The following is a 21,828-nucleotide window of genomic DNA, read 5'->3' on the forward strand; positions in this document are numbered from 1 at the left end:
CTCGTTCCTCAGCTCTCCAGGACGTCGGCCCGCCGGCGGATCCACTCGAAGAAGGGGCGATCGGACAGCCACCGGCCCGCATCGGTGCAGAGCCCGGTGGCGATGAGCAACTGGCGTTCCTCGGGCGCGAGCGAGCGGAACTCTGGCCTCTGAGCGCGATGGGTGAACAGGAGCTTCTGGACAGGCTCGGGAAGCTCCCGGAGGCGATCCTCAAAGACGGCGGAGCGCTCGACCAGGAGGCGCTGATCGTACAGCTCCGCGAGCGCGGTCTTGTCGTTGAAAGGTTTGCGGTTGCCATCGGCGTCCGCGAAGAACAACGCATGTCCCATGACCTGGAGGTAGAAAGGCCATGCGCCGCACAGCTCCAGCACCCAGGCCGCCACGTGCTCCGGGATGAGGCCAGGGACCGTTTGGGTGAGGAATCGCTGGGCCTCTTCGGGAGGGATCGCGTCGAGGATGACCGGCGTGAAGTCGTTGCCGAAGGAGGAGCCCGGGCAGACCTCCGTGGCTCGGAGGATCACCTTCTTCCAGTCCCACTTCGAGCCTGCGAACACCAGCGCGGCACCTCGCTGCCCGAGCTCTCGGAGCCAGGGGAAGAGCGTCTCATCGCCTTGCACCAGGGCGCCGGCCTCATCCAGCAGGTAGACGCGCTCCGGTGTGTGGGGTTGTGCTTTGGGACCGCCACCATCCTGGGCGCGCTTGTTCAGCTTGCGTAGCAACTCGGCGCTGGGTGAGTAGTTGCTGGGAGTGGCGTTAGTGAGTTCCGGCTCAAGCAGCCGTGCCAGGTCGTCAGCGGTGCGGGGCGGTCGGCCTTGGAGCGACTCGTAGCGGACCGTGTACCGTGGGGTAAGACGAGTTTGCATGTGCTCCAGCATCCACGTCTTTCCAGCGCGACGGGGGCCGAGGAGGATGGCCGGGCTACGGCCGTTCACGAGCGCGAGGAGTTCGCGCACGGAAGCAGAGCGCCCCATGAGGAGTCCGGAGTCCTGTAAGGCCGAGCCGGGGCGGAACGGCGAGGACGGGAGGGACTCGGCAGGAGAGATGTTCGTGAGGTTGGAAGCGGCTTCCGGGAGGTGTCGGATCTGACCGTCCCAGGCTTCGCCGCCTGCCCAACCCAGTGACTCCAACTCCATGGCCATCTCGCTGGGGTCGACGGGTTCTCCCCTTAGCGCTGCCTTCACCTTGTCTGGCTTGTGGAGAACGGAGCGCAGCGCATTGCTAAGTGGAAGAAAGAGGAGCGTCGTAGGCCGTTCGGGACGGGACAGGGACAACCTGTGCTGTGCAGGGTCTCCGTTGAAGAGGCAGTAGCCGCTTGGCGTCGCGACCATGGAGCTGGTGCCTGCCGTCTGGATCCTCGCGAGGGGCCGCTCCTCCATGGAGCTCCAGATACACAAGCCGTCGTCCCCTGCGGAGGCCAGGCGCCGACCGTCCGGAGAGAAGGACACGGACCTGACCCTGTCGGAGTGCCCGGACAGGGTGCGCAGTTCGCGTCCGGAGTCGGCCTCCCACAGGCGCACCGTGTCGTCGTCCCCCGCGGAGGCCAGGCGCCGACCGTCCGGGGAGAAGGACACGGACCTGACACTGGCGGAGTGCCCCGACAGGGCGCGCAGCTCGCGTCCGGAGTCGGCCTCCCACAGGCGCACGGTGCCGTCTCCCCCCGCGGAGGCCAGGCGCCGACCGTCCGGGGAGAACGACACAGATCCGACACTGTTGGAGTGTCCCGACAGGGCGCGCAGTTCGCGTCCGGAGTCGGCCTCCCACAGGCGTACGGTGCCGTCTTCCCCCGCGGAGGCCAAGCGCCCACCGTCTGGGGAGAAGGACACGGACCAGACCTTGGCGGAGTGTCCCGACAAAGAGCGAAGCTCGCGTCCAGAGTCGGCCTCCCACAGGCGTACGGTGCCGTCTCCCCCTGCGGAGACGAGGCGCCCACCGTCCGGGGAGAAGGACACGGACCTGACACTGGCGGACTGTTCCGACAAAGAGCGCAGCTCGCGTCCGGAGTCGGCCTCCCACAGGCGCACGGTGCTGTCTTCCCCTGCGGAGGCCAGGCGCCGACCGTCCGGGGAGAAGGACACGGACAAGACCCAGCCGGAGTGTCCCGACAGGACGCGCAGCTCGCGTCCAGAGTCGGCCTCCCGCAGGCGCACCGTGCCGTCTCCCCCTGCGGAGGCCAGGCGCCCGCCGTCCGGGGAGAAGGACACGGACCAGACACTGGCGGAGTGCCCGGACAGGACGCGCAGTTCGCGTCCGGAGTCGGCCTCCCACAGGCGCACGGTGCCGTCTTCCCCCGCGGAGGCCAGGCGCCCGCTGTCCGGGGAGAAGGACACGGACCAGACACTGGCGGAGTGCCCGGACAGGACGCGCAGTTCGCGTCCGGAGTCGGCCTCCCACAGGCGCACGGTGCCGTCTTCCCCTGCGGAGGCCAAGCGCCGACCGTCCGGGGAGAAGGACACGGACCTGACCCAGTCGGAGTGTCCCAACAGGGCGCGCAGCTCGCGTCCGGAGTCGGCCTCCCACAGGCGCACGGTGCCGTCTTCCCCCGCGGAGGCCAGGCGCCGACCGTCCGGGGAGAAGGACACGGACAAGACCCTGATGGAGTGTCCCAACAGGGCGCGCAGCTCGCGTCCGGAGTCGGCCTCCCACAGGCGCACGGTGCCGTCGGCCCCTGCGGACGCCAGGTGCCGACCGTCCGGGGAGAAGGACACGGACCTGACACTGGCGGAGTGTCCCGACAGGGCGCGCAGCTCGCGTCCGGAGTCGGCCTCCCACAGGCGCACGGTGCCGTCGGCCCCTGCGGAGGCCAAGCGCCGACCGTCTGAGGAGAACGACACAGAGCGGAGCGGTCCCCACTGGCGGCCAGCAGTGGTGCTTGTCCGCAAGAACCGGATCGCGAGCTTCCGTCCTTCCGTGGGGGGAGCCGGAGCCATCAGGGCTGCAGTCACCTCCGCGCCAGCGGTGTTGCTTCCCTCCCATCGTCCATTTAACCACGCGACCTGGTTCAGCACCGCGCGCGTGAGCGCCGCCTCTCGCGTATCGCAGCCCGTGGCCTCGGCCTGGGTGAAGTCTGCCTCCGCCGCGCGGGCTCCTCGCAGGGAGGTTTCGTCCAGACGCGCTCCCGCGAGCACCGCGTGAGTGAGGTCAGCGCCGGAGCAGTCGGCCCTGGAGAGATCCGCGCCTGCGAGCCGGGCCCCCATGAGCCGTGCGGCTCGCAGATGCGCGCCTCGCAGATCCTCTCCCGTCAGATCCACGCCTCGCAGGTCGGCCTGTTCGGGGATCCACTGCCGTCCGTTCTGGGCCCAGACCGCCAGCCCATGCAGGAGCCGGAGGGCATTGGCGGCCACCACCATGATGTAGGAGGCGTCGCCCGCGGCCCTCCCACTTTGGAGCAGGCTTCGGAGGGCGCGCACGGCAGGGCTCTCCAAGGCATCGCCGGTCCTGCGGCGCAGGATCTCTCCGAGGAACGCGGCGACCTCGCGGGTGAGTGGACGCGTGTCCAAGGCTCGCGCTGGCTGGGCCTCGAGGGTTTCCGCCAGAGCTCGGGCCAGGAAGTACTCGAGGAATGACTTGTGTGCGAACCGGTATCGATCCTCTCCTTCACGCACGAAGAAGGCGCCGCCCTCGATGTCCCGGAAGATGGCTGCGGGTGTGAGGTGATCGGGGAGTTGCTGGCGCAGGCGCTCGCGCACCGTCCTGCGGAGCTCCTCCCAGGAGCAGGAGGTCGTCCCCTGCCGCCACAGCTCTTCCGCCAGGGCCTCGGCGAACTCCTGCTTCTGGGCGTGGGTGAGCGATTCTCCATCCTCGGGTGTCTGCAGGAGCCAGTCTCGGAGGTACGCCTCGTAGATGTCCGAGGGGGCTACTCGCGCCGTGGGGGCAATGTGCTCCAGGGACGCGAGCACCATGCCGAGGAGCAGCGGCCGAGTCACCAGATCCATCAGATCATAGGTGTCGTGAATCCGCTGGAGCGCCTGCTCCACCTTTTGCGCGGACGGGAGGACCCCCGTCATCAACTCCCGCACCTGGGATGCGTCAAAGGGCAGGAAGGTCAGGCGGGTGAGGCCCGCGGAGGCTCCCAGCGCCTGATTCAGGGCCTGGGTCACGGTGGAGTGGAGCGTGGACTCGGACTCAAAGTAGTGCTCGCGCGAGGAGACCATCACGCGCCCGCCTGCCTCTGCCACGCCGAGCAGCTCCGACAGCCGGCTGGCGAGGCCCGTGGTGCGCATGCGCATGGCCATCTCGTCAAAACCGTCGAAGACGGGGAGCAGGCGCCGGGTGTGGATGAGCAGCCGCAAGGCCGCGCGATTGGCCGGAGTGTCTGGAGTGTCCGCTGCGTCGAGGAGCAGCCCCAGGGCGTCCCGAGACGGAGCCGCGGAGGCGAGGTTGCAGAGAATGGGGAGCAGGGCGTCACTGCGCTCCCACCGCGTGGCGCACCACCGGGCCAGCGTCGTGGACTTGCCGGAGCCATAGTCGCCCAGCACCAGGGCGGTCTGGTCCGTGGATTCGAGCCAGGCATCGAGCGCCTCCAGCGCGGGCAGCGCTGCTTCACTCCTGAGCACGGTGGGCTGCACGAAGGTGTCGTTCACGGAGGACAGTCGCTGCGTCAACAGCGCCTGGGCGCGCGGGCCTGCTCCCTTGAAGCGAGGGAGCAGCGCCTCCAATCGCTTCACCAACTCGGGCCGGGAGGTGGAGCGGACCTCGACCCGATGGAGCTTCTCCTTCAAGGAGTGCAGGGCCTGGGCGCCGTGGTCTCGCCACCAACCGTCCTGGTCCCAGACGAGGAGCTCCCAGTGCTCCTCCTTGTGGGTGATGGGCAGGAGCGAGCCCTGGTGATGGTCCTCCTGCATGACCGCCACGACGGCGGTAGGGTGTGAGGACTCCGCCACGGTGAGGAGGAACAGCTCCTTGCCGGCGAGCAACAGGCCCGGGCTGACTTCATCGCCCGCATCGGGCTGGTACTCCTCGTCCCGGTTGTGCGCGCGCCTGTCTCTGTCCGCTCGGAAGTCCTCGGGCCGGGGCTTGAAGCGAAAGACGAAGCCGCCGTGCCGGATCTCTCCGAGCGCGGCGGGATCCAGCTTGTCCGGGATCACCCAGCGAACGGGAGGCTCGGGCTGGGCCTGGGCGGGCTTGGAGCCCTCGGGGTCGCGGCCCGCCGATTGACGCACGTGGGCCAGGGCCGAGAGCCCCGCCTCGGACCACTCGCCTGGAGCGGGCGGCGTCACCGGCTTCGCCGCCGCGTGCAGTCGCTGCACGAGCGCTCCCAGGCCATGCCCCCGCCAGTCCTTCTCCCACTCGAAGATCGCATCCTCCGCCGCGCCAGCCAGCACGGCTCGGAGGTTGGGGAGGGGTAGTGCCTCCGGAGGGAGGACGATCTCGCGCAGATAGCGGTGGATCTGCTCCACGGTGTTGAGGTTGTCGAGATCGCCCAGCAGGCGGCGGAAGCGGGCCTGGTGGGACTTGCCGCTCGCTCCGGCGTCCAGCAGCAGCGTGCGGGATTGCGTGATGCGCTCCGCGAGCGTGTCGGCGGCCTCCGTGTCGCCTCGGGCGAGCAAGGGAGCTGCGTCGTCGAGCCAGCGGGCGTAACGCTCCCCCGCGGGACGGGCCGGATAGACGAGGCTGGCCGCGGCGAAGGGCTCGATGGGGCGCTGCGGGTCGTAGCGGGTGGAATTGCCGACGCGCTCGTAGCCGAGGTCCACGTCCGCGACGATGACGCCCTCGTCACCTGGCTCCAGGTAGCCCGCCTGCTCTGGGAAGCGACGCAGGTCCTCCGGCCGTCCTTCATCCACGTGGAGGGAGCTCCCGCCAGCCTCTTGCTTCTCCGAGAAGGTGGCGACGTCCGCCCAGAGCACCGGCCGGCCGTACCTGCGGGCGTCCATCAGTGCCTGTGAGGTGAACTCCTGCGCCGTGTAGTCAGGCGTGTAGCTGGGCACGGCCAGGAAGCGGCACTGCTCCAGCTTCTGGGCCACGAGGTCTCGATGGGACTCGGACCCGCGGTGCAGGAAGTCGAGGCAGATGAGCACTCCCATGGGCCCTGGCAGTCCCTCGGGCAACTCGACGGGGTGCCAGAGCTTGCCGGGGACCATCTGGGTCTCGGGCGTGGCGCGGGAGAGCTTGGGCTGCAGGTGGAGGAGCTGGCCTCGATAGAGGACGGGGCACACGGACTCGCCCGCGCGGGGAGGCTGAGGTGCGCCCAACCGCTGGTAGACGCCCGAGCGGATGCTCATGCGTGTCACGGAGTGGGTTCCGGCCACGATCACCAGATCGCCTCCGGCGCGAGCCAGCTCCTCGAGCACCTGCCAGGGGATGCTGTACTCGGGGAAGACGATGAGCCGGACACCCCATTCCTGGCACCGAGCGAGGATGGCCCGGACCTTGAGCATCAACTGCTCGAAGTGGATGCGCGCGATGCGCTCGCGCAGTTGCAGGAAGCGTTTCTCCAGCTCTTCCGGGGCGTGACCTTCGGGGCGCAGAGCGTCCGGGCGCGCCAGATCGAACAGGGGATCCTCGAAAGGCGCGCGCCCCTCCTTGACGATGGCGGGCTGGCACGCGAGCTGGGCGACGGCGACGCGAGTGTATGCGCGAGGCGGCATGGGGCGTGGGGCGGGAACTGCGGTCCACGCTGGATTCTATCAGCTAACTCCTGGACACTGCCTCTCTAACGAGACCCCTCATGGGTGAGCTTCTCTGCTTCGCGGATGACGCGCTCGATCCACTCTCGATGGTTGGGAATGGTCGTGCTCGTGAATCTCGAATAGACGGGCGCTCCACCGCCACGAGTGATGCCTACGAGCACAGGCTCCGTGGCCCCATCGGGCCACCTCAGGCAGGGGCCGCCACTGTCTCCTGCATAGGCATGGACTCCCGGCCCCTCAATGCTGAAGGTCTCATCGTTCACCGTGCTGATGGTGGTGTTTCCATAATACCGTTCACCGAAGTCCTGCTTGGTGAAGTTCGTGTAGCCGAAGCCGACGATCGCGACGGCGCTGCCGCTCCTGACTCCTCGCTGAGCCAACGCGACACTGCGGATATTCGTGATGGGGGCTTCCAGATGGATGATCGCGAGGTCGGATTGCCCCCGCACGAGGGTTCCGTCTCTTCGATAGAAGAGTCTCAGGCCCGGGTGAGGCTCGATCCGGATTCCCACGTGCGGCTCGATGCGCGTGGTCTTGCCGTAGGTCTTGGTGAAGACGGTCGCTTCCTTGGAACAGACCACTCCGTCGATGACGGTCGTGGCTCCGCCATCGGGAGTGTCCAGGGGACGCTCCAGGCACACGCAGTGGCCCGCGGTGAGCACGAGGCGAGGGCTGATGAGAACCCCACTGCAGCCTCCGTCGTTCGGACTGTTCGCGCCGACCATGACGGTGCTCAGGTAGACATTCCCGGCGTCTTTCCTGCCGCTAACGACATAAGGCCGTTCGTCGCGAGGGGTGGCGGAGACGCCGATGGGCGAGGGCTCAGTCGTGTCCTGGGTGGTACTTGCGCAGGCGCAGCAGACAAGCACCAGACCCAGGAAGGAGGACACTGTTCGAAGCGTAGGCATCAGGGCCATACCTCCATGCGAGTTCGAGTCGCTTCTCCAAGCGTTCTTCAAGGTGGGGAGTGGAGCCGCGAGGCCCGTTCGAGTTCGGAGGCCAGCCAGTTTCGGTAGGGATACGTCCGGGTGAAGGTGGCGGTGTCCCCAAGCCCTCGACTCGAAATCCCTACGAGTTCAGTCCGGTTCGCCTCCTCGCGTAGGCAAGGCCCGCCACTGTCGCCGATGTAGAGGTCTCGTTCTGGTTGCTCGAAGAGAGCCCTGTCATCCCCCACGGGCATGAGACCCTGGACTCGGTAGCTCGTGAAGCGGCGCTGCCCGGAGATGCCCCCCACGATCTTGTCGTAGGTGTAGCCGGCCATGACGACGTCATTCCCAGGCTGAACATCCGCGTCCGCCACGGCGAAGGTGGGCCACGTGCCCTCCACGGGTTCATTCAGGAGGATGATTGCCAGATCCGCATGGGCGGTCTCCACGTGCCCCTGTGCGTCTAGAAGAACCTTGAACTCGGGGTGAGTCCGGACCTCGACTCCTTCGTAGGCCTGGCTCACGCTCGCGGGGACACGTCCAGGGCCTTGCTTCGGTGGAGCATAGGAGACGGTCGTGACGGTGGGCCTGCTCGCACAGGAAGATCCGTCGATGGTCTTGCGGCCCTCGGGACCTCCGAGGGTGGAGTCATGGGGAGGGCATACGCAGTGCCCTGCGGTCAGTACAAGTCGTGGGCTGATGAGCAGCCCGCTGCAATGGCCGTTCACGCCGGCCCTCAGGGGGTCATCTGTTGCGACGGTGACCGTGGCCGAATAGCGATTCGTCACGTCGAGCGTCCCTGCGTACTGGAGCCAGCTCGTCTTGATAGGGAGAGGCCCTTCCGCTGGGAGCGCACCTGCATCGGTATCAGTGACGACAGTCACGGGCGACGTGGGCTCGGCTGAGCGGTTCTTGCAGCCGCTCAGCACCATGGCCAGTAGCAAGGCGCGACAGAGTAGGAGACGCAATGTCATGGCAAGCGCCAACTCGCCTGGAACCGCCGAGACCTGGCCACAGTGGCGTTATAGCAGAGGCGAAAAGGGCGGATGTGTTGACGCGCAGGCCCGCTTTCCGTTACTCATAGAGCCGTGCGTCTCTGCTCCATCCATCATCATCATGCGCATCATCGGCTCGGCCCCGACGGGACCGCTCGCCGCGCGCATGCCTGGATGAACGTCTGAGACGCCTCATCCTCCCGGCCCTGCCGCAGTGACCGAAAGCCCGTCCCCCCCAGGACGGGCTTTTTTCGTTCCAGCTTTCACCTCCTTACAACCCTCTGGATGCCTCCCGATGCTCAAGATCGCCCTCCCCAACAAAGGCCGCCTCTCCGACGAGGTTCGCGAGCTGTTCAATGATGCCGGGCTCGAAGTCCGGGTCCGAGGCGAGCGAGCACTCACTGCCTCCCTCGGTGGCGAGTTCGAGGCCATTTTCGTTCGTGCCCAGGACATTCCCGAGTTCGTCGCCGATGGCGCGGCGCACGCCGGTGTGACGGGCTGGGATCTCGTCAATGAGAGCGGCCGTGAGCTGGAACTGCTCATGGATCTGGAGTTCGGCCGGTGCCGGCTCGTGGTGGCAGCTCGCGAGGAGAGTGGCATCACCTCCGCTGACGGAGTGAAGGATGGGATGCGCGTGGCCTCCTGCTTCCCTCGGCTCACCCAGGAGTTCTTCACGAAGCGCGGGCAACAGATCGTCGTCGTGCCCGTGTCCGGCGCCGCGGAGATCGCTCCCCACCTGGGCATCGCGGACATTGTCGTGGATCTGACCTCCACCGGCTCCACGCTCAAGATGAACGGCCTGCGCGAGGTCGTCACCGTCCTGGAGTCCAGCGCCCGCCTCGTGGCCTGCAAGAACAACGATGCCGAGGCCGCTCGCAAGCTGGAGGAGTTGAAGCAGGCCCTGGGCTCGGTGCTGGCCGCCCGTGGCAAGCGCTACCTCATGGCCAACGTCCCCAGGAAGGTGCTCCCCCAGGTTCGCGATGTGCTCCCTGGCCTCAATGGCCCCACCGTGGTGGACATCATGAACGGCGGTGATTACGTCGCCGTGCATGCGGTCGTCCCCTCGAAGACCATCTACCGCACCATCAATGCCCTCAAGGCCATTGGCTGCGAAGGGATCCTCGTCACTCGCATCGAGAGGTTGATGCCGTGAGCTCCGGAGCCCTGAAGTATCGAGGTCCTCTCTCCGCCCTGACTCCCGAGGACCGGCGCCGCCTCCTGGATCGCTCGGGAGCGTCGGACGCCCAGGTCGCTGCCCGCGTCCGGGACATCATCGCCCGCGTCCGGCGAGACGGAGACCGCGCACTCCTGGAGATGGCTCGCGAGTTCGACCGCGCCACGCTGTCGTCGCTCGAGGTGCCTCGGGCTCGGTGGGTCGAGGCGCTCGCCTCGCTGGATCCCAAGGTCCGCCACGCCTTCGAGCGCGCCGCTCGCAACATCGCCAAGGCACACGAGGCTCAGCGCCCCCATGCCACCGAGGTCGAGACCGAGCCCGGCATCGTCGTGGGCCGGCGTCCGGATCCGCTCGGGCGCGTCGGTGTCTATGCTCCGGGCGGCCGGGCCGTGTACCCCAGCAGCGTGCTCATGGGCGTCGTCCCTGCCAAGGTGGCCGGAGTCGGAGAGGTCATCGTCTGCTCGCCTCCGGGGCCGGATGGGCTGCCTGCGGCGGGAGTGCTTGCCGCAGCGGCTCTGGCGGGAGCGGATCGTGTCTTCGCCCTCGGTGGCGCGGGGGCAGTGGCCGCCCTGGCTTACGGCACCCAGAGCGTGCCTCGCGTGGATCGCATCGTCGGTCCTGGCAATGCCTACGTTGCTGCCGCCAAGCTCCAGGTGGTGGATGCCGTGGCCATCGATGCTCCCGCCGGCCCCAGCGAGATCCTCGTCGTCGCGGACAGGTCAGCGGATCCCGAGGCTGTGGCGCGTGAGATGCTCGCTCAGGCCGAGCACGATCCGGACGCTTGCTGCGTCACCGTCGCGGTGAGCGTCACAGTGGCTGAAACCATCGCCGCGGCGGTGGAGTGGGCGGCAGGACAGGCCAAACGCCGGGAGATCGTTACCACGGCCCTGCGCGAGCGCGGCGCAGTGCTCAGCGTGGACTCGCTGGACGAGGCCTGGCCCTTCGTCTCGGAGTTCGCTCCCGAGCACCTGCTCATCGCCACGGCGATGGCTCAGGAGCACCTGGCTCGCGTTCGTAACTGCGGCACTGTCTTCCTTGGAGAGCGCACCTCCGTCGCCTTCGGGGACTACATGACGGGCGCCAATCACGTCCTGCCTACCGCGGGCCTCGGTCATGCATACTCGGGGCTCTCGGTGCTCGACTTCTATCGGTGGACCACCTACCAGCGTGTGGATCATGCGGCGGCGGCCCGGCTCGCGGAGGACGTGGGTCTGCTCGCCGACAGCGAGGGGCTCTTCGCCCACGCCGAGGCCGCCCGTGCCTGGAGGGAGTCATGATCCCCCGTCGCCCCTCCTACGAGGGCATCTCGCTCTACTCGCCCCCGAGCGTGCACTGCCGCGTGGACCTCAGTGACAACACCAACCTCTTCGGCATGCCCCCGGCCGCCGAGCGCGTCCTGCGTGAGGTCTCCACCTCCGTCGTCTCTCGTTACCCGCAGACCTATGCGCCGGAGCTCAAGAAGACGCTGGCCTCCTATACCGGCTTCGATGCCTCGTGGATCACCACGGGCTGCGGCTCGGATGATCTCATCGACTGTACCCTCCGGGCCTTCCTGGAGCCGGGCGAACGTATCGCCGTCCCGGACCCCTCCTTCTCGATGCTGGCCTACTTCGCGAAGGTGAACGGCCTCCAGTTCGTCCCCGTGCGGTTGCGGCCGGACTTCGATATCGACGTGGATGGTCTGCTCGCCACGGGCGCACGGCTCATCTACGTCTGCTCGCCCAACAACCCCACGGGCACAGTGGTCTCCCGGGCCGGGCTCGAACGGCTGGTGGATGCGGCTCCGGGCATCGTCCTTGTCGACGAGGCCTATACGGAGTTCGCCAGGGAAAGCGTCGTCGATCTGGTTCGCTCACGCCCCAATGTCCTCGTGACGCGCACTCTCTCCAAGGCGTTCGGCTTGGCTGGCCTGCGCGTGGGCTACGCCGTGGGCCGCCCAGAACTGGTGGCGGAGGTGGAGAAGGCACGCGGGCCGTACAAGCACACAGGCGTCTCCGAGCGTGTCGCCATCGCCGCGCTCACCGAGGGCCTCTCCTGGGTGAAGGAACGGGCCGAGGAGATCAAGGAGAGCCGCAAGCGCCTGGTGGAGGAGTTCAAGGCGCTCGGGTTTCAACCGCTGCCCTCCGAGGGCAACTTCCTCCTCGTCCCGCTGCCCGGTGCGCCCCAGGTGGCCGCGCGGATGCGAGAGCGGGACGTGAACGTGCGTGCGTTCCAGGGGCTGACCGGAGTGGGGGATGCGCTCCGGATTGCCTGTGGACCCTGGCCCATGATGGAGACGGCGCTCCAGGCGCTGCGGGAGTCACTGCGATGAGAGTCACCCTGTTCGACTACGGCGCGGGAAACATCCACTCGCTGGCCAAGGCGCTCGCCACGGAGACGCGTGCCGAGGTGCGAGTGCAGACGGACCCAGTGAAGGCGCTGGACACGGACGTGCTCGTCCTGCCCGGAGTCGGTGCGTTCGGTGCCGCCGCGGCGCGGCTGGAGCCCGGCCGGGAGCAGATGCGTCAGGCCCTGGAGCTGGGGCTCCCGTGCATCGGTATCTGCCTGGGCATGCAGCTGCTCTTCGAGGGCAGTGACGAAGGGGAGGGCCGCGGGCTCGGTATCTTCAAGGGCCGGGTAACGCGGCTGCGCGCCAGGCATGTGCCGCACATCGGCTGGAACTCCGTCGAGGAGGATGCCGCGGTGCCCGGCTCTCCGCTGGACACCGTCTACTACGCCCACAGCTTCGTCTGCCGCGCCGAGGAGCCCGGAGTGGTCGTCGGCTGGACGCAGCACGAGGAGGATCGCTTCCCTGCCTCCGTGCGGCGCGGGAAGGTGCTCGGGGTGCAGTTCCACCCGGAGAAGAGCTCCGCGGCGGGCGTGCGCTTCGTGCAGGCGTTCCTCCGGGAGGTATCGCCATGATCGCCATCCCCGCCATCGATCTGCGCGAGGGCGCGTGCGTGCAGCTCGTGGGTGGCTCCTACGATGCCGAGCGCGTGCGCGTGAATGATCCGCTCGATGCGCTGAAGAAGTGGCGCGGCCTGGGCTTCAAGACGTTCCATGTCGTGGACCTGGACGCGGCGCTCGGAAAGGGCTCCAACCTGGAGGTCATCTCCCGGCTGCTCACCTACGAGCCGGGCCTCACCTTCACCGTGGGTGGCGGAGTCCGCGACACGGCCCGGGTAGAGGCAGTGCTTGCCAGCGGGGCCTCGTTCGTCGTCGTGGGCACGCGGGCCATCGAAGACACCGCGTGGCTCTCCGATGTCGCCCTCCGATTCCCCGGCAAGGTCGTGGTGGCTGCGGACGTGAAGGGCCGTGAGGTGGTGACTCGTGGCTGGACAGCCGGGAGTGCTCGGGATGTCTCCGACGTGCTCTCGGTGCTGGAGCCGCTGCCTCTCGGAGGATTGCTCGTCACCGCCGTCCACAAGGAGGGCCAGATGGGAGGCGTGGACCTGCCGCTGATGCAGGAGGTGGTGCGGAGCAGTCGGCATCGCATCTACGCCTCGGGGGGCGTGACGACCCTGGAGGATCTCCGGGCCCTGGCGGAGGCCGGGGCCCACGGCGCCGTCATCGGCATGGCGCTCTACACCGGAAAGCTCGACGCGGCCTCGGTCGCACGGGAGTTCGCATGACTGTCGTGACTCGAGAGACAAAGGAGACCCAGATCCGCGTCGAGCTGAAGCGCGGTCAGGGCGTGGCCAAGGTGGATACCGGCCTCAAGTTCTTCGACCACATGCTGGGCACCTTCGCGAAGTATGCGGGGTTGGATCTCGAGCTCCACGCTCGCGGAGATCTCCGGCACCACATCATGGAGGATGTGGCCATCGCCGTGGGCACGGCCGTCTATCAGGTCATCCCGCCCACCGCCGCGCGCTATGGCGAGCGCACCATCCCCATGGATGACGCGCTCGTGCATGCCGCCATCGACACCTGCGGACGCTTCTACTACCGCGGCCCATTGCGCAACCGGCTGTACGACCACTGGATGCGCTCCTTCTGCGAGCACGCCAAGGTGACGCTCCACATCCGTATCCTCCGCGGCCGGGACAGCCACCACCTCACCGAGGCCGCCTTCAAGGCCGTGGGCCTCGCCCTGCGGGATGCGCTGGTGGACTCGGGGACGGTGTTCAGCACCAAGGGTTCGGTTGCCTTGGAGGTGAAGTGATGCTCACGCGCCGATTGATCGTCTGCCTGGACATGAAGGGCGGCCGGGTGGTGAAGGGCGTCCAGTTCGAGGGCCTTCGAGACGTGGGCGATCCGGTTGCCCTGGCCCTGCGCTACGAGGCCGAGGGCGCCGACGAGATCACCTTCCTGGACATCTCCGCCAGCTCCGAGGAGCGCGAGACGCTCTGGGACGTCGTCCAGCGCACCGCCGAGCGCCTCTTCATTCCCCTCACCGTGGGCGGAGGCGTGCGCACGGTGGACGACGTGGGCCGGGCGCTCCGGGCCGGCGCGGACAAGGTGAGCATCAACTCCTCTGCGGTGTCGAACCCCGAGCTGCTCACGGCCTGCGCGGACCGCTTCGGCGCTCAGTGCGTGGTGGCCAGCATCGACGCCCGGCGCGAGGGAGCCGGATGGCGCGTCTACACGCGGGGCGGCAAGACTCCCACGGACCTCGAGGCCGTCGCCTGGGCCCGTGAGTGTGTGAAACGCGGCGCGGGCGAGATCCTCCTCACGAGCATCGATCGCGATGGGGCCCGTTCGGGGTATGACCTGGACCTGACACGGGCCGTCGCCGAGGCGGTGGACGTCCCGGTCATCGCTTCGGGTGGGGCGGGGAACGCGGAGCATGTCCGGGCCGCGCTCACGGAGGGCAGGGCGGACGCGGCACTCGTGGCGGGCATCCTCCACGATGGACTCACCACCGTTGGGGCGATCAAATCGCTGCTCCACTCGAGCGGCCTGAGGATCAGGAGCGTCGCATGACGACCGAAACGCAGGGCTTGATGCAGGCGGCCGCCGAGGTGGCTCGGAAGGCCGGGGATGTGGCGCTCGACTTCTTCCGCAAGGGCGTCACCGTGGACATCAAGGGAGACGGTACGCCGGTGACGGTGGCGGACCGCACCTCCGAGAAGACAGCGCGCGAGTGGATCGAGGCCCGCTTCCCCCAGGACGGCATCCTCGGCGAGGAGTTCGGCGAGACGCGCAAGGAGGCGAAGCGCCGCTGGATCCTCGATCCCATCGACGGCACCAAGACGTTCATCCGCGGAGTTCCGCTCTGGGGCACGCTCGTCGCGGTGGCCGAGGGTGAGCGCATCCTCGCGGGCGCTGCGTACTTCCCGGCCGTGGGAGATCTGCTCGTGGCCTCTCCGGGCGCAGGTTGCTACTGGAACGACAAGCGGACCCAGGTGTCTTCCGTGTCTGAGCTGTCCAAGGCCGTGGTGCTCTCCACGGATGAGCGCTTCATCCAGTCCCCAGAGCGCGGCCAGGCCTGGCGGGCGTTGGCGGCCAAGGCTCACATGGATCGCACCTGGGGCGACTGCTACGGCTACCTCCTGGTGGCCACGGGCCGCGCCGAAGTGATGGTGGACGAGTTCCTCTCGCCCTGGGACGCCGCCGCGCTGCAACCCATCATCGAGGAGGCGGGTGGGGTGTTCACCGACTGGACGGGAGTGCGCACCTCGTTCGGCGGCAATGGCATTGCGACCAACGCGGCGCTCGCGACCCAGGTGCGCGAGCTGCTCGGCGCCAACACGAGGAAGTGATGCTGGATCTCTCCAAGCTGGACTTCACCAAGGGAAACGGGCTGGTGACGGTGGTGACGCAGGACGCTCGCTCGGGCGATCTGCTCATGGTGGCCCATGCGGACCTCGAGGCCCTGGAGCGCACCCTCGCCACCGGTGAGATGCACTACCGCTCGCGGACCCGGGGGCTCTGGCACAAGGGTGCCACCAGCGGCAACGTGCAGAAGGTGGTGTCCCTCACCGCCGACTGTGATGGGGACGCGGTGCTCGCACGGGTGGAGAAAGCAGGCCCCGCGTGTCACACCGGTGAGGAGACCTGCTTCGGCCCCGGCCGGCTGGATGCCCTGGTGGCGCTGGATGCGACGATCTCCGAGCGCGCCGCGAAGCCGCCCGAGCCCGGCCAGAAGCCCAGCTACACCCGGCGGTTGCTGGAGGATCGGAACCTGCGCCTCAAGAAGATCGGTGAGGAGGCCGCGGAGCTGGTGACCGCATGCGCTGATGGAGACAAGGCCCGCGCCGTGGAGGAAGCGGCCGACGTGCTCTACCACCTGCTCGTGGCCGTCCGTCCGCTGGGCATCACCCTGGATGACGTCAAGGATGTGCTCGCTCGGCGCGCGGCGGGGCCCGTCAAGGGCTGAACGGGCGGTGTGAGCCACGGAGCGCGCGGCGCAGCGGCCACGCCGCTTTCGGCGCCATGAGCCTGTGCATCCTCTTTTCAAGGGCTTGCGCACAGGTGCGGTTCCTGCAGGGCGCGCCCGCATGAACTGGAGACGATGGGTTGTCGGAGGAGTCCTGGCCGTGCTGGCGGTGCTGGCCGGCCTGTATCAGCTCTCGAAGGCGCGAAGCTTCCAGGTGTTCGGCGAGTTGTACGCGCGCGTCGAGACGCAGCAGAAGATGGTGGCGCTCACCTTCGATGATGGGCCCAGCCCGGCCAACACTCCCGCGGTGCTGGAACTGCTCGCGCGCCATCAGGTGAAGGCCACCTTCTTCATGGTGGGGCGCAACATTGAGGCTCACCGGGAGCTCGCGGCGCGGGTGGCCGCCGAGGGGCACCAGTTGGGCAACCACTCCTATTCTCACACCCGGCTCGTCTTCCGCTCGCCCTCGTTCGTCCAGGAGGAGATCTCCCGCACGGATGCCCTGCTGCGAGAGGCCGGCGTGCGCGGCGAGATCCTCTTCCGAGCCCCGTTCGGCAAGAAGCTGTTCGTCCTGCCCTGGCTGCTGGCTCGCGAGCACCGCAAGGACATCCTCTTCGACGTCGTGCCGGACGATCACGCCACGCAGGATGCGGCGCTCATCACCTCGCGGATCCTCGAGGCCGCCCGGCCGGGCTCCATCATCCTCCTGCACGACGGGTGGGCCGCGAAGCCGGGCACCCTCGAAGCCACGGACCGGATCCTCCAGAGCCTGAAGGCCCAGGGCTACCGGTTCGTCACCGTGTCCGAACTGCTCGCCTTGGGTACAAACCCGGCACCTGACCTGTAAGGTTACCCCTCCTTTCACCGAAAGCCCGGCGATATGCCTCGATTTGCGGGACGTTGTGGCTGACAGTGACCCCTGAAGACAGGCTGGACCTCCTCACGAGGCCAGTACGAGGGGCTCTGAGGGAGGTTTGCCGGATGTCCGACCTGTCGGAAGAGGTGAGAGTTCAGGTGGCCCGCTTTCGTCATCTCTTGATCGATGTAGGCCGCCGGGGGATCTTCTCCAGCCCGCTGGCCGCCCCGGTCGAAGGGGACATCGAGCCCCTTCATTTCGAGGCGCTCTGGTGGCTGCGTGCGGAGGGATTCCTCACCATCAACCTTCTGGCCGAGCGGCTGGGTGGGATCGCGATGCCTCGCATGTCCCGCCTGGTCGACCGTTTGGAGGAGATGGAGCTGGTTGCTCGAGTGAAGATCATGCGCCATGATCGGCGCCACGTGAGTGTACGCCTCACCGACAAGGGTCGTGCTCTATCCGAGCAGGTGGATGGTATCGTCCAGGAGCGCATGGCGAAGCTGCTGCTCCCGCTGCCGGGGGAAGATCGCAGCGCGCTCATGGATCTGCTCGAGCGGTGGGTGGAAGCACTCGGGCAGGCGACCCAACAGGTTGACTCGGAGTCCCTGACCCTGTCAGCTTCTGATAGCTAGTCGTTGCCTGATGGGACTTGGGGCTGTAGCCCCCAGGATCTACGGCCGCGCCACCGGGGCAGGTGGACCTTGGAGCGCTTGCTCCGGTGGCGCGGGCCGTTTTTCGGGAACGCAGACGATCGTCACTCAAGCCAGAGGGAAGCGCAGCACCTGCACCGCGCGCATCCCTTCGTCCGAGGTGACATTGGCGAAGGTCGTCGGTCCTTCCGTCCAGACGCCACCGTCCTCGTGGATGTGCCCGAACAGATGCAGCTTCGGCCGGACCTGTTGGACGCGGGTCAGCAGATCCTCGCAGCCGACGCGCTCTCCTGCCACGCGATCCCCGAAGCCCAGGGGCGGGCCGTGGGTGATGAGGATGTCCGTGTCCTGGGGAATCTTCGCCCAGCGCCGCGCCAGCTCCGGGCCTCGGGGCAGGTTGAAGGCCCAGTCCAGGAACCAGGGCTGCCACGGACTGCCGTAGAACTTCAGGCCCTCGATGATGACGGCCTCGTCCTCCAGGTAGGTAGCGGCTGTGAGAACGGCGCGTGCCTCGGCCGGGGTCTCCTGGAAGCACCAGTCATGGTTGCCGGCCACGACGATCTTGTGCCGGTGGGGAAGGCGGGCGAGGAACGCGTTCACCTCGGCCATCTCCTCAAGGCTCCCTCCCCGTGTGAGATCTCCCGCGTGGATGAGGATGTCTCCCTCGGGGACGGTGAGGTCGTCGTGGTAGCCGTGGGTGTCCGCCATGGCGACAAGGGTCAGCATCCCTCGAGGATACCTGTGAGCGCCAAGGCGCGGGAGGTGTGGGAGGGAGATGGAGTGAGAGGCGAGACGTCATCGCCGGTGGCTGGAACGCTGCTGTAGCGTGAAGCCCTTGAGCAGCGGAGGGGCTTCTGATGAGCACATACCTGGGTTTCGCACTGCTGCGCCTGAGGCGAGGATATGGAGTGCTGGTGAGCGCGGTGTTGTGGGCGGCCAGTTGCGCCACCACGCCTGAACTGCTCAGCCCAACAGGCAGCTACCTCCAGGGGGCAGGGCCGGCGCTGGGGCTGGAGATCGATTGGCAGGAAGCCGGAAGCAATGCCGCATGGGCTCCCAGCCAGCACGCCTTGCCCTCTGACTGGCCAGAGGAGGCCTCCAGCGATGAGGAACTGCTGGAGCCATTTCTGGCCTGTCCTTCGACCGCCCACTTCCTCGCGTTGCAGCGCCGCGTGGATATGGCGCGAGTGGTGGAGAGCCTGGGGAACTGGGGCGCGGTGCGGCTGGGAGCACAGGGGCCGTTGGTAGATGCGACAGCCTCGCGAGTGCTCACCAGCAAGAGGGCCGCCTTCCTGGTGGAAGCCACGGCGGACTACGGGGCGTACTCGCAGATATTCGCCCTCTTCATCATCCACACGGCCTACGACGATGAGTTGGATGCTCTGCTCCGGCTGCTGGCGCGGGACAAGCAGTTGGGGCAGACGCTGGGGCAGATGGATTCGGTGCGCAGGGAGCTGGCGCGCCGTGGGCTGAAGCTCGCGGACTACCCCGAGCGCGGCGAGCGCGCCGGAGACGTGAGGAGGGGCCTGGAGCAAGCGGCCCGAGACGCGCTCAACAGCAGCCTGTCGAGTGATGGTGCGCGTTACCTCCGCATGACCGGGCAGCTCCAGCAAATGCCTCCGGTCTACCAGCAGGCTCAGGCAGACCTGGAACGAGAGCTGATGCGCGAGCACTACTCCCCTGCCGGCGCGGCGCTGGGGAGCTTCGACCATCTGACGTTCGGAGTGCCGCTGGGCGTCTACCACCTCGTGGCAGGCACGGCGCACGGGGTGAAGGAGCTGACACAGGGACAGTACGAGCAGGCCACGCGAGAGCTGGCACCCGCAGCGCTGCTGGTGGCGCTGTACGCCGGAGGCAAGGGGATTCGGTATCTGGCCGAGGCAGAACGGGCACGACTGCGGCTCTCGGTACCAGAGGTGCGGCTGGAGGCACTCAAGCAGGTGGCGTGGCAGGTGGGGGAACGGCTGGGCCTGGATGGGTTGGCGGAGCTGGCACGCTACATTCGCGCCAGCCGTGAAGCCGCGGTGTTCGTGGGAGCGGGAGGAGAACCTGCAGCCGTCGCGCTGTACGAGGCGCGGGGCAATCTGGCGCGAGCACAAGCCTGGTTGTCCGAGGCCCGGCCCGAGCGTACGGGAGCCGCGGAACCCAGCATTGCCACGGGAAGGACCCTGGGGGCGGTGCGTTCGCTGATAGATGAGGCGGCCGGCTACAGCCTGGAAGTGGTGGAAGCCAAGCTCGGGCAGGCGGAGTTGGAAGCTCCGGGGCCTCGCTTGCCAGCGAACGTGGCGCTGCTGCAGAAGTTACGCTCCACGCTGTCCTCGCCACCGCCAGGCGTTCCGGAAGGCTCCACGCTGTGGAGCGAGTACGTCTCCTACCGGCAACAGCGGTTGGCGGCGCTGGAGCAGGGGAGGGCTGCAGCGGGGCCCCTGAGATGGGCGGCATATGAGCAGATGCGCGGGGCTTTCGCCCGAGGGCTGGCCTTCGAGCGCGCCATGGTGTCCGTGCTGCGTGCGGACGCGGCCCTCCCGTTGGAGCAGCGCCACTGGCTCAAGTCCTTCCGCCAGCCGCGCATCGAAGTCCACGTGGGCATGACGAAGCCGGGCGTCCCCGGCGTGCGCTTCGCGGACGTGCTCGTCATCGAGCAGGTCCCCCCGGCTGGCCAGCCTGCCCGAGTGGAGACCTTCAGCTTCAAGAGCCGCAACCTTGCGGTGCTCCAGGACGAAGCGCTGAGGTTACAGATGGGGGCTGATGCGCTCGCCGCTGTGGACTATTACGGAGGAACGGTGGACATCCGGCGGCCTTCCCTCGAGCGTCGTGCTCAGGTGCGGCGCGTCCGCCTCATCTACGAAGGTGGCAAGCTCTTGCCCAGGCAACTGCAGCAACTGGAGCAAGTCATGGAGGCTGTCGAGCGGCAAGTCCAGGGAGTGGAGGTGCTCATCCAATGAAGTTGCTGACGCTGCAGGACTTGAATACCGAGGACAGCCTCTCCCTCTACTTCAAAGGGAGCTTCCATCCAGAGATGGAACTGCCACGTGTGCTGGAGCCTTTTTTCCAGGCACTCGAGGACCATGCGGGCGAGTGGATGCCGCAACTGGTGAATGGAAAGCGGCGGCGCAACTACTCTCGATCGGCCGTTTGGAAGGCACTGGAAGAGCGGCAGGATCGAATCGGCCCGATCATCGGCCTCTATCGGGCCACAGCGCCTGCGGTGTCACTGACACTCGAACTCGCGCTCCAACCGCGCCCCCGCCAATTGTGGGTCAGCTTGGCTGTGCAGCCACTCACCTTCTTTTCGGAGACGAAGCGTTGCCACCAGTTCGTGGACATGGTGCGCGACTGGGCCTCACATTACCCGGGCTCTTATACGTCAGCCCACAGCTCCGCCGACGCGCAGTTGGCGGATGCTCCCTACTACGGGCGCGACAGGGAGAGCGCCCGGAGCGATGGTTTCGACAAGATCTACGAGGTGTGTTGGCTCAACGTCTTCGGTCCACAGTTGGTGGAGACGGTGGGCCGCGAGCGCATGCTGTCCACCCCGGCCCACCGCGTGGAAGAACTACCCGACGGCTCGGTGCTGCTGGTGACCTGGCCCACCGCCGCGGATTTCACCCGTGAAGAAGCACGCCAGGCCCAGGCCCGCGCGCTGGTGCACCTGCGTCCAGAGCTCGACTACGACACCGTGGTGCGCGCGCTGCGTGAGCGCAACGCCGCCCTTGTTCCCGTAGAGCCTCGATTTCACCCGGACGTGGCGCCCCTGCTGTCGCGGATGCTGGACACCGAGGCCATCAGCCAGCGCCAGCGCCGGATTGCGGAGCTCAACGCCTACCACCCTCCGGAGCCAGAGGAATGGCTCCCAGCCGATGCGGCCCTGCCCTCGGACGTGCCGGATGTAAAGGCAGCGCTAGAGCACTACTCTCTGCTCGCTGAATACCTGGTGGCGCTCTTCCACACCCAGGTGCCTTCCGTCTTCGATGAAACTCCCGAGTCCCTTACTGACGTGGACTTCCAGTTCTGGGTCGAGAGCTTTCCGGAAATCTTCGAGCGGCAGAACATCGACCAGCGAGCAATACCCACCGTGGGGGCCTACCTGGGCCAGGTCCTCGTGCGCCGCCTGGGCGGGCAGTGGATCCCCCGCAGGAAGCTGGAGGAGACGCAAGTGCGGGTCGGACAGCGGGTGTGGCTGCCCTTCGTGCGTGCCCACAAGTACATGCGCTCGTGCCAGTCGCTGGTGGATTTCTCGCTCACCCAGTTGTACCGCGTGGCCGAGCGGCACCGAAGCTGAGCCTCGCTGTTCTCCGCG

General features: G+C 67.6%; 17 protein-coding genes. 13 read left to right on the forward strand and 4 right to left on the reverse strand.

Going from position 1 to position 21,828, the window contains the following annotated elements; genetic code table 11:
- Positions 1-8 precede the first annotated feature (8 nt).
- From KY501_RS03265 to KY501_RS03275, 3 genes are all read right to left on the reverse strand, one after another.
- A complete protein-coding gene (locus KY501_RS03265; RefSeq protein WP_224361002.1) occupies positions 9-6,584 on the reverse strand; it encodes a pentapeptide repeat-containing protein in 6,576 nt (2,191 codons plus the stop codon).
- A gap of 65 nt (positions 6,585-6,649) precedes the next feature.
- Entirely contained in the window at positions 6,650-7,534 is an 885-nt protein-coding gene (locus KY501_RS03270; RefSeq protein ID WP_224361003.1) for a S1 family peptidase, read from the reverse strand.
- A gap of 47 nt (positions 7,535-7,581) precedes the next feature.
- On the reverse strand, positions 7,582-8,526 hold the full coding sequence (locus KY501_RS03275; RefSeq protein ID WP_309242942.1) for a trypsin-like serine protease: 945 nt from the start codon (positions 8,524-8,526) through the stop codon (positions 7,582-7,584).
- Positions 8,527-8,842: 316 nt separating this feature from the next.
- Between KY501_RS03275 and hisG the strand changes: the two genes are divergently transcribed.
- From hisG to KY501_RS03330, 11 genes are all read left to right on the forward strand, one after another.
- Positions 8,843-9,700 (forward strand): ATP phosphoribosyltransferase, encoded by an 858-nt coding sequence (gene hisG, locus KY501_RS03280; protein WP_224361004.1) that lies wholly within the window; start codon positions 8,843-8,845, stop codon positions 9,698-9,700.
- Positions 9,697-10,998, forward strand: coding sequence for a histidinol dehydrogenase (hisD, locus tag KY501_RS03285; protein ID WP_224361005.1), 1,302 nt, complete (start codon positions 9,697-9,699; stop codon positions 10,996-10,998). Before hisG ends, hisD begins: the two co-directional genes overlap by 4 nt.
- Complete coding sequence (locus KY501_RS03290) at positions 10,995-12,032, forward strand: pyridoxal phosphate-dependent aminotransferase (protein ID WP_224361006.1); 1,038 nt, start codon at positions 10,995-10,997, stop codon at positions 12,030-12,032. The genes hisD and KY501_RS03290 overlap by 4 nt, the downstream gene beginning before the upstream one ends.
- On the forward strand, positions 12,029-12,622 hold the full coding sequence (gene hisH / locus KY501_RS03295) for an imidazole glycerol phosphate synthase subunit HisH (protein WP_224361007.1): 594 nt from the start codon (positions 12,029-12,031) through the stop codon (positions 12,620-12,622). Before KY501_RS03290 ends, hisH begins: the two co-directional genes overlap by 4 nt.
- Complete coding sequence (locus tag KY501_RS03300) at positions 12,619-13,332, forward strand: 1-(5-phosphoribosyl)-5-[(5-phosphoribosylamino)methylideneamino]imidazole-4-carboxamide isomerase (RefSeq protein WP_224361008.1); 714 nt, start codon at positions 12,619-12,621, stop codon at positions 13,330-13,332. Before hisH ends, KY501_RS03300 begins: the two co-directional genes overlap by 4 nt.
- Entirely contained in the window at positions 13,329-13,865 is a 537-nt protein-coding gene (locus KY501_RS03305) for an imidazoleglycerol-phosphate dehydratase (protein ID WP_224361009.1), read from the forward strand. The genes KY501_RS03300 and KY501_RS03305 overlap by 4 nt, the downstream gene beginning before the upstream one ends.
- Positions 13,865-14,626: an imidazole glycerol phosphate synthase subunit HisF gene (hisF, locus tag KY501_RS03310; protein WP_224361010.1), complete on the forward strand. Its 762-nt coding sequence runs from the start codon at positions 13,865-13,867 to the stop codon at positions 14,624-14,626. Before KY501_RS03305 ends, hisF begins: the two co-directional genes overlap by 1 nt.
- Positions 14,623-15,405 (forward strand): histidinol-phosphatase, encoded by a 783-nt coding sequence (hisN, locus tag KY501_RS03315; RefSeq protein WP_224361011.1) that lies wholly within the window; start codon positions 14,623-14,625, stop codon positions 15,403-15,405. The genes hisF and hisN overlap by 4 nt, the downstream gene beginning before the upstream one ends.
- Positions 15,405-16,022 (forward strand): bifunctional phosphoribosyl-AMP cyclohydrolase/phosphoribosyl-ATP diphosphatase HisIE, encoded by a 618-nt coding sequence (gene hisIE / locus KY501_RS03320; protein WP_224361012.1) that lies wholly within the window; start codon positions 15,405-15,407, stop codon positions 16,020-16,022. The genes hisN and hisIE overlap by 1 nt, the downstream gene beginning before the upstream one ends.
- A 121-nt stretch (positions 16,023-16,143) precedes the next feature.
- Positions 16,144-16,869: a polysaccharide deacetylase family protein gene (locus tag KY501_RS03325; RefSeq protein ID WP_224361013.1), complete on the forward strand. Its 726-nt coding sequence runs from the start codon at positions 16,144-16,146 to the stop codon at positions 16,867-16,869.
- Between the two features lie 134 nt (positions 16,870-17,003).
- Positions 17,004-17,510 carry a MarR family winged helix-turn-helix transcriptional regulator gene (locus KY501_RS03330; RefSeq protein WP_224361014.1) on the forward strand — a complete coding sequence of 169 codons (507 nt, stop codon included), beginning with the start codon at positions 17,004-17,006 and terminating at the stop codon, positions 17,508-17,510.
- A 126-nt stretch (positions 17,511-17,636) separates the two neighbouring features.
- Here KY501_RS03330 and KY501_RS03335 read toward each other — a convergent pair whose 3' ends face one another.
- Positions 17,637-18,254, reverse strand: a complete 618-nt coding sequence (locus KY501_RS03335) for a metallophosphatase domain-containing protein (protein WP_224361015.1) — start codon at positions 18,252-18,254, stop codon at positions 17,637-17,639.
- A 131-nt stretch (positions 18,255-18,385) separates the two neighbouring features.
- Between KY501_RS03335 and KY501_RS03340 the strand changes: the two genes are divergently transcribed.
- Positions 18,386-20,473, forward strand: a complete 2,088-nt coding sequence (locus tag KY501_RS03340; RefSeq protein ID WP_224361016.1) for a hypothetical protein — start codon at positions 18,386-18,388, stop codon at positions 20,471-20,473.
- Positions 20,470-21,810, forward strand: coding sequence for a hypothetical protein (locus KY501_RS03345; protein WP_224361017.1), 1,341 nt, complete (start codon positions 20,470-20,472; stop codon positions 21,808-21,810). The genes KY501_RS03340 and KY501_RS03345 overlap by 4 nt, the downstream gene beginning before the upstream one ends.
- Positions 21,811-21,828 lie beyond the last annotated feature (18 nt).

Origin of the sequence: Hyalangium versicolor, from assembly GCF_020103695.1 — a bacterium.
In the GTDB taxonomy this organism is placed as follows: domain Bacteria; phylum Myxococcota; class Myxococcia; order Myxococcales; family Myxococcaceae; genus Hyalangium; species Hyalangium versicolor.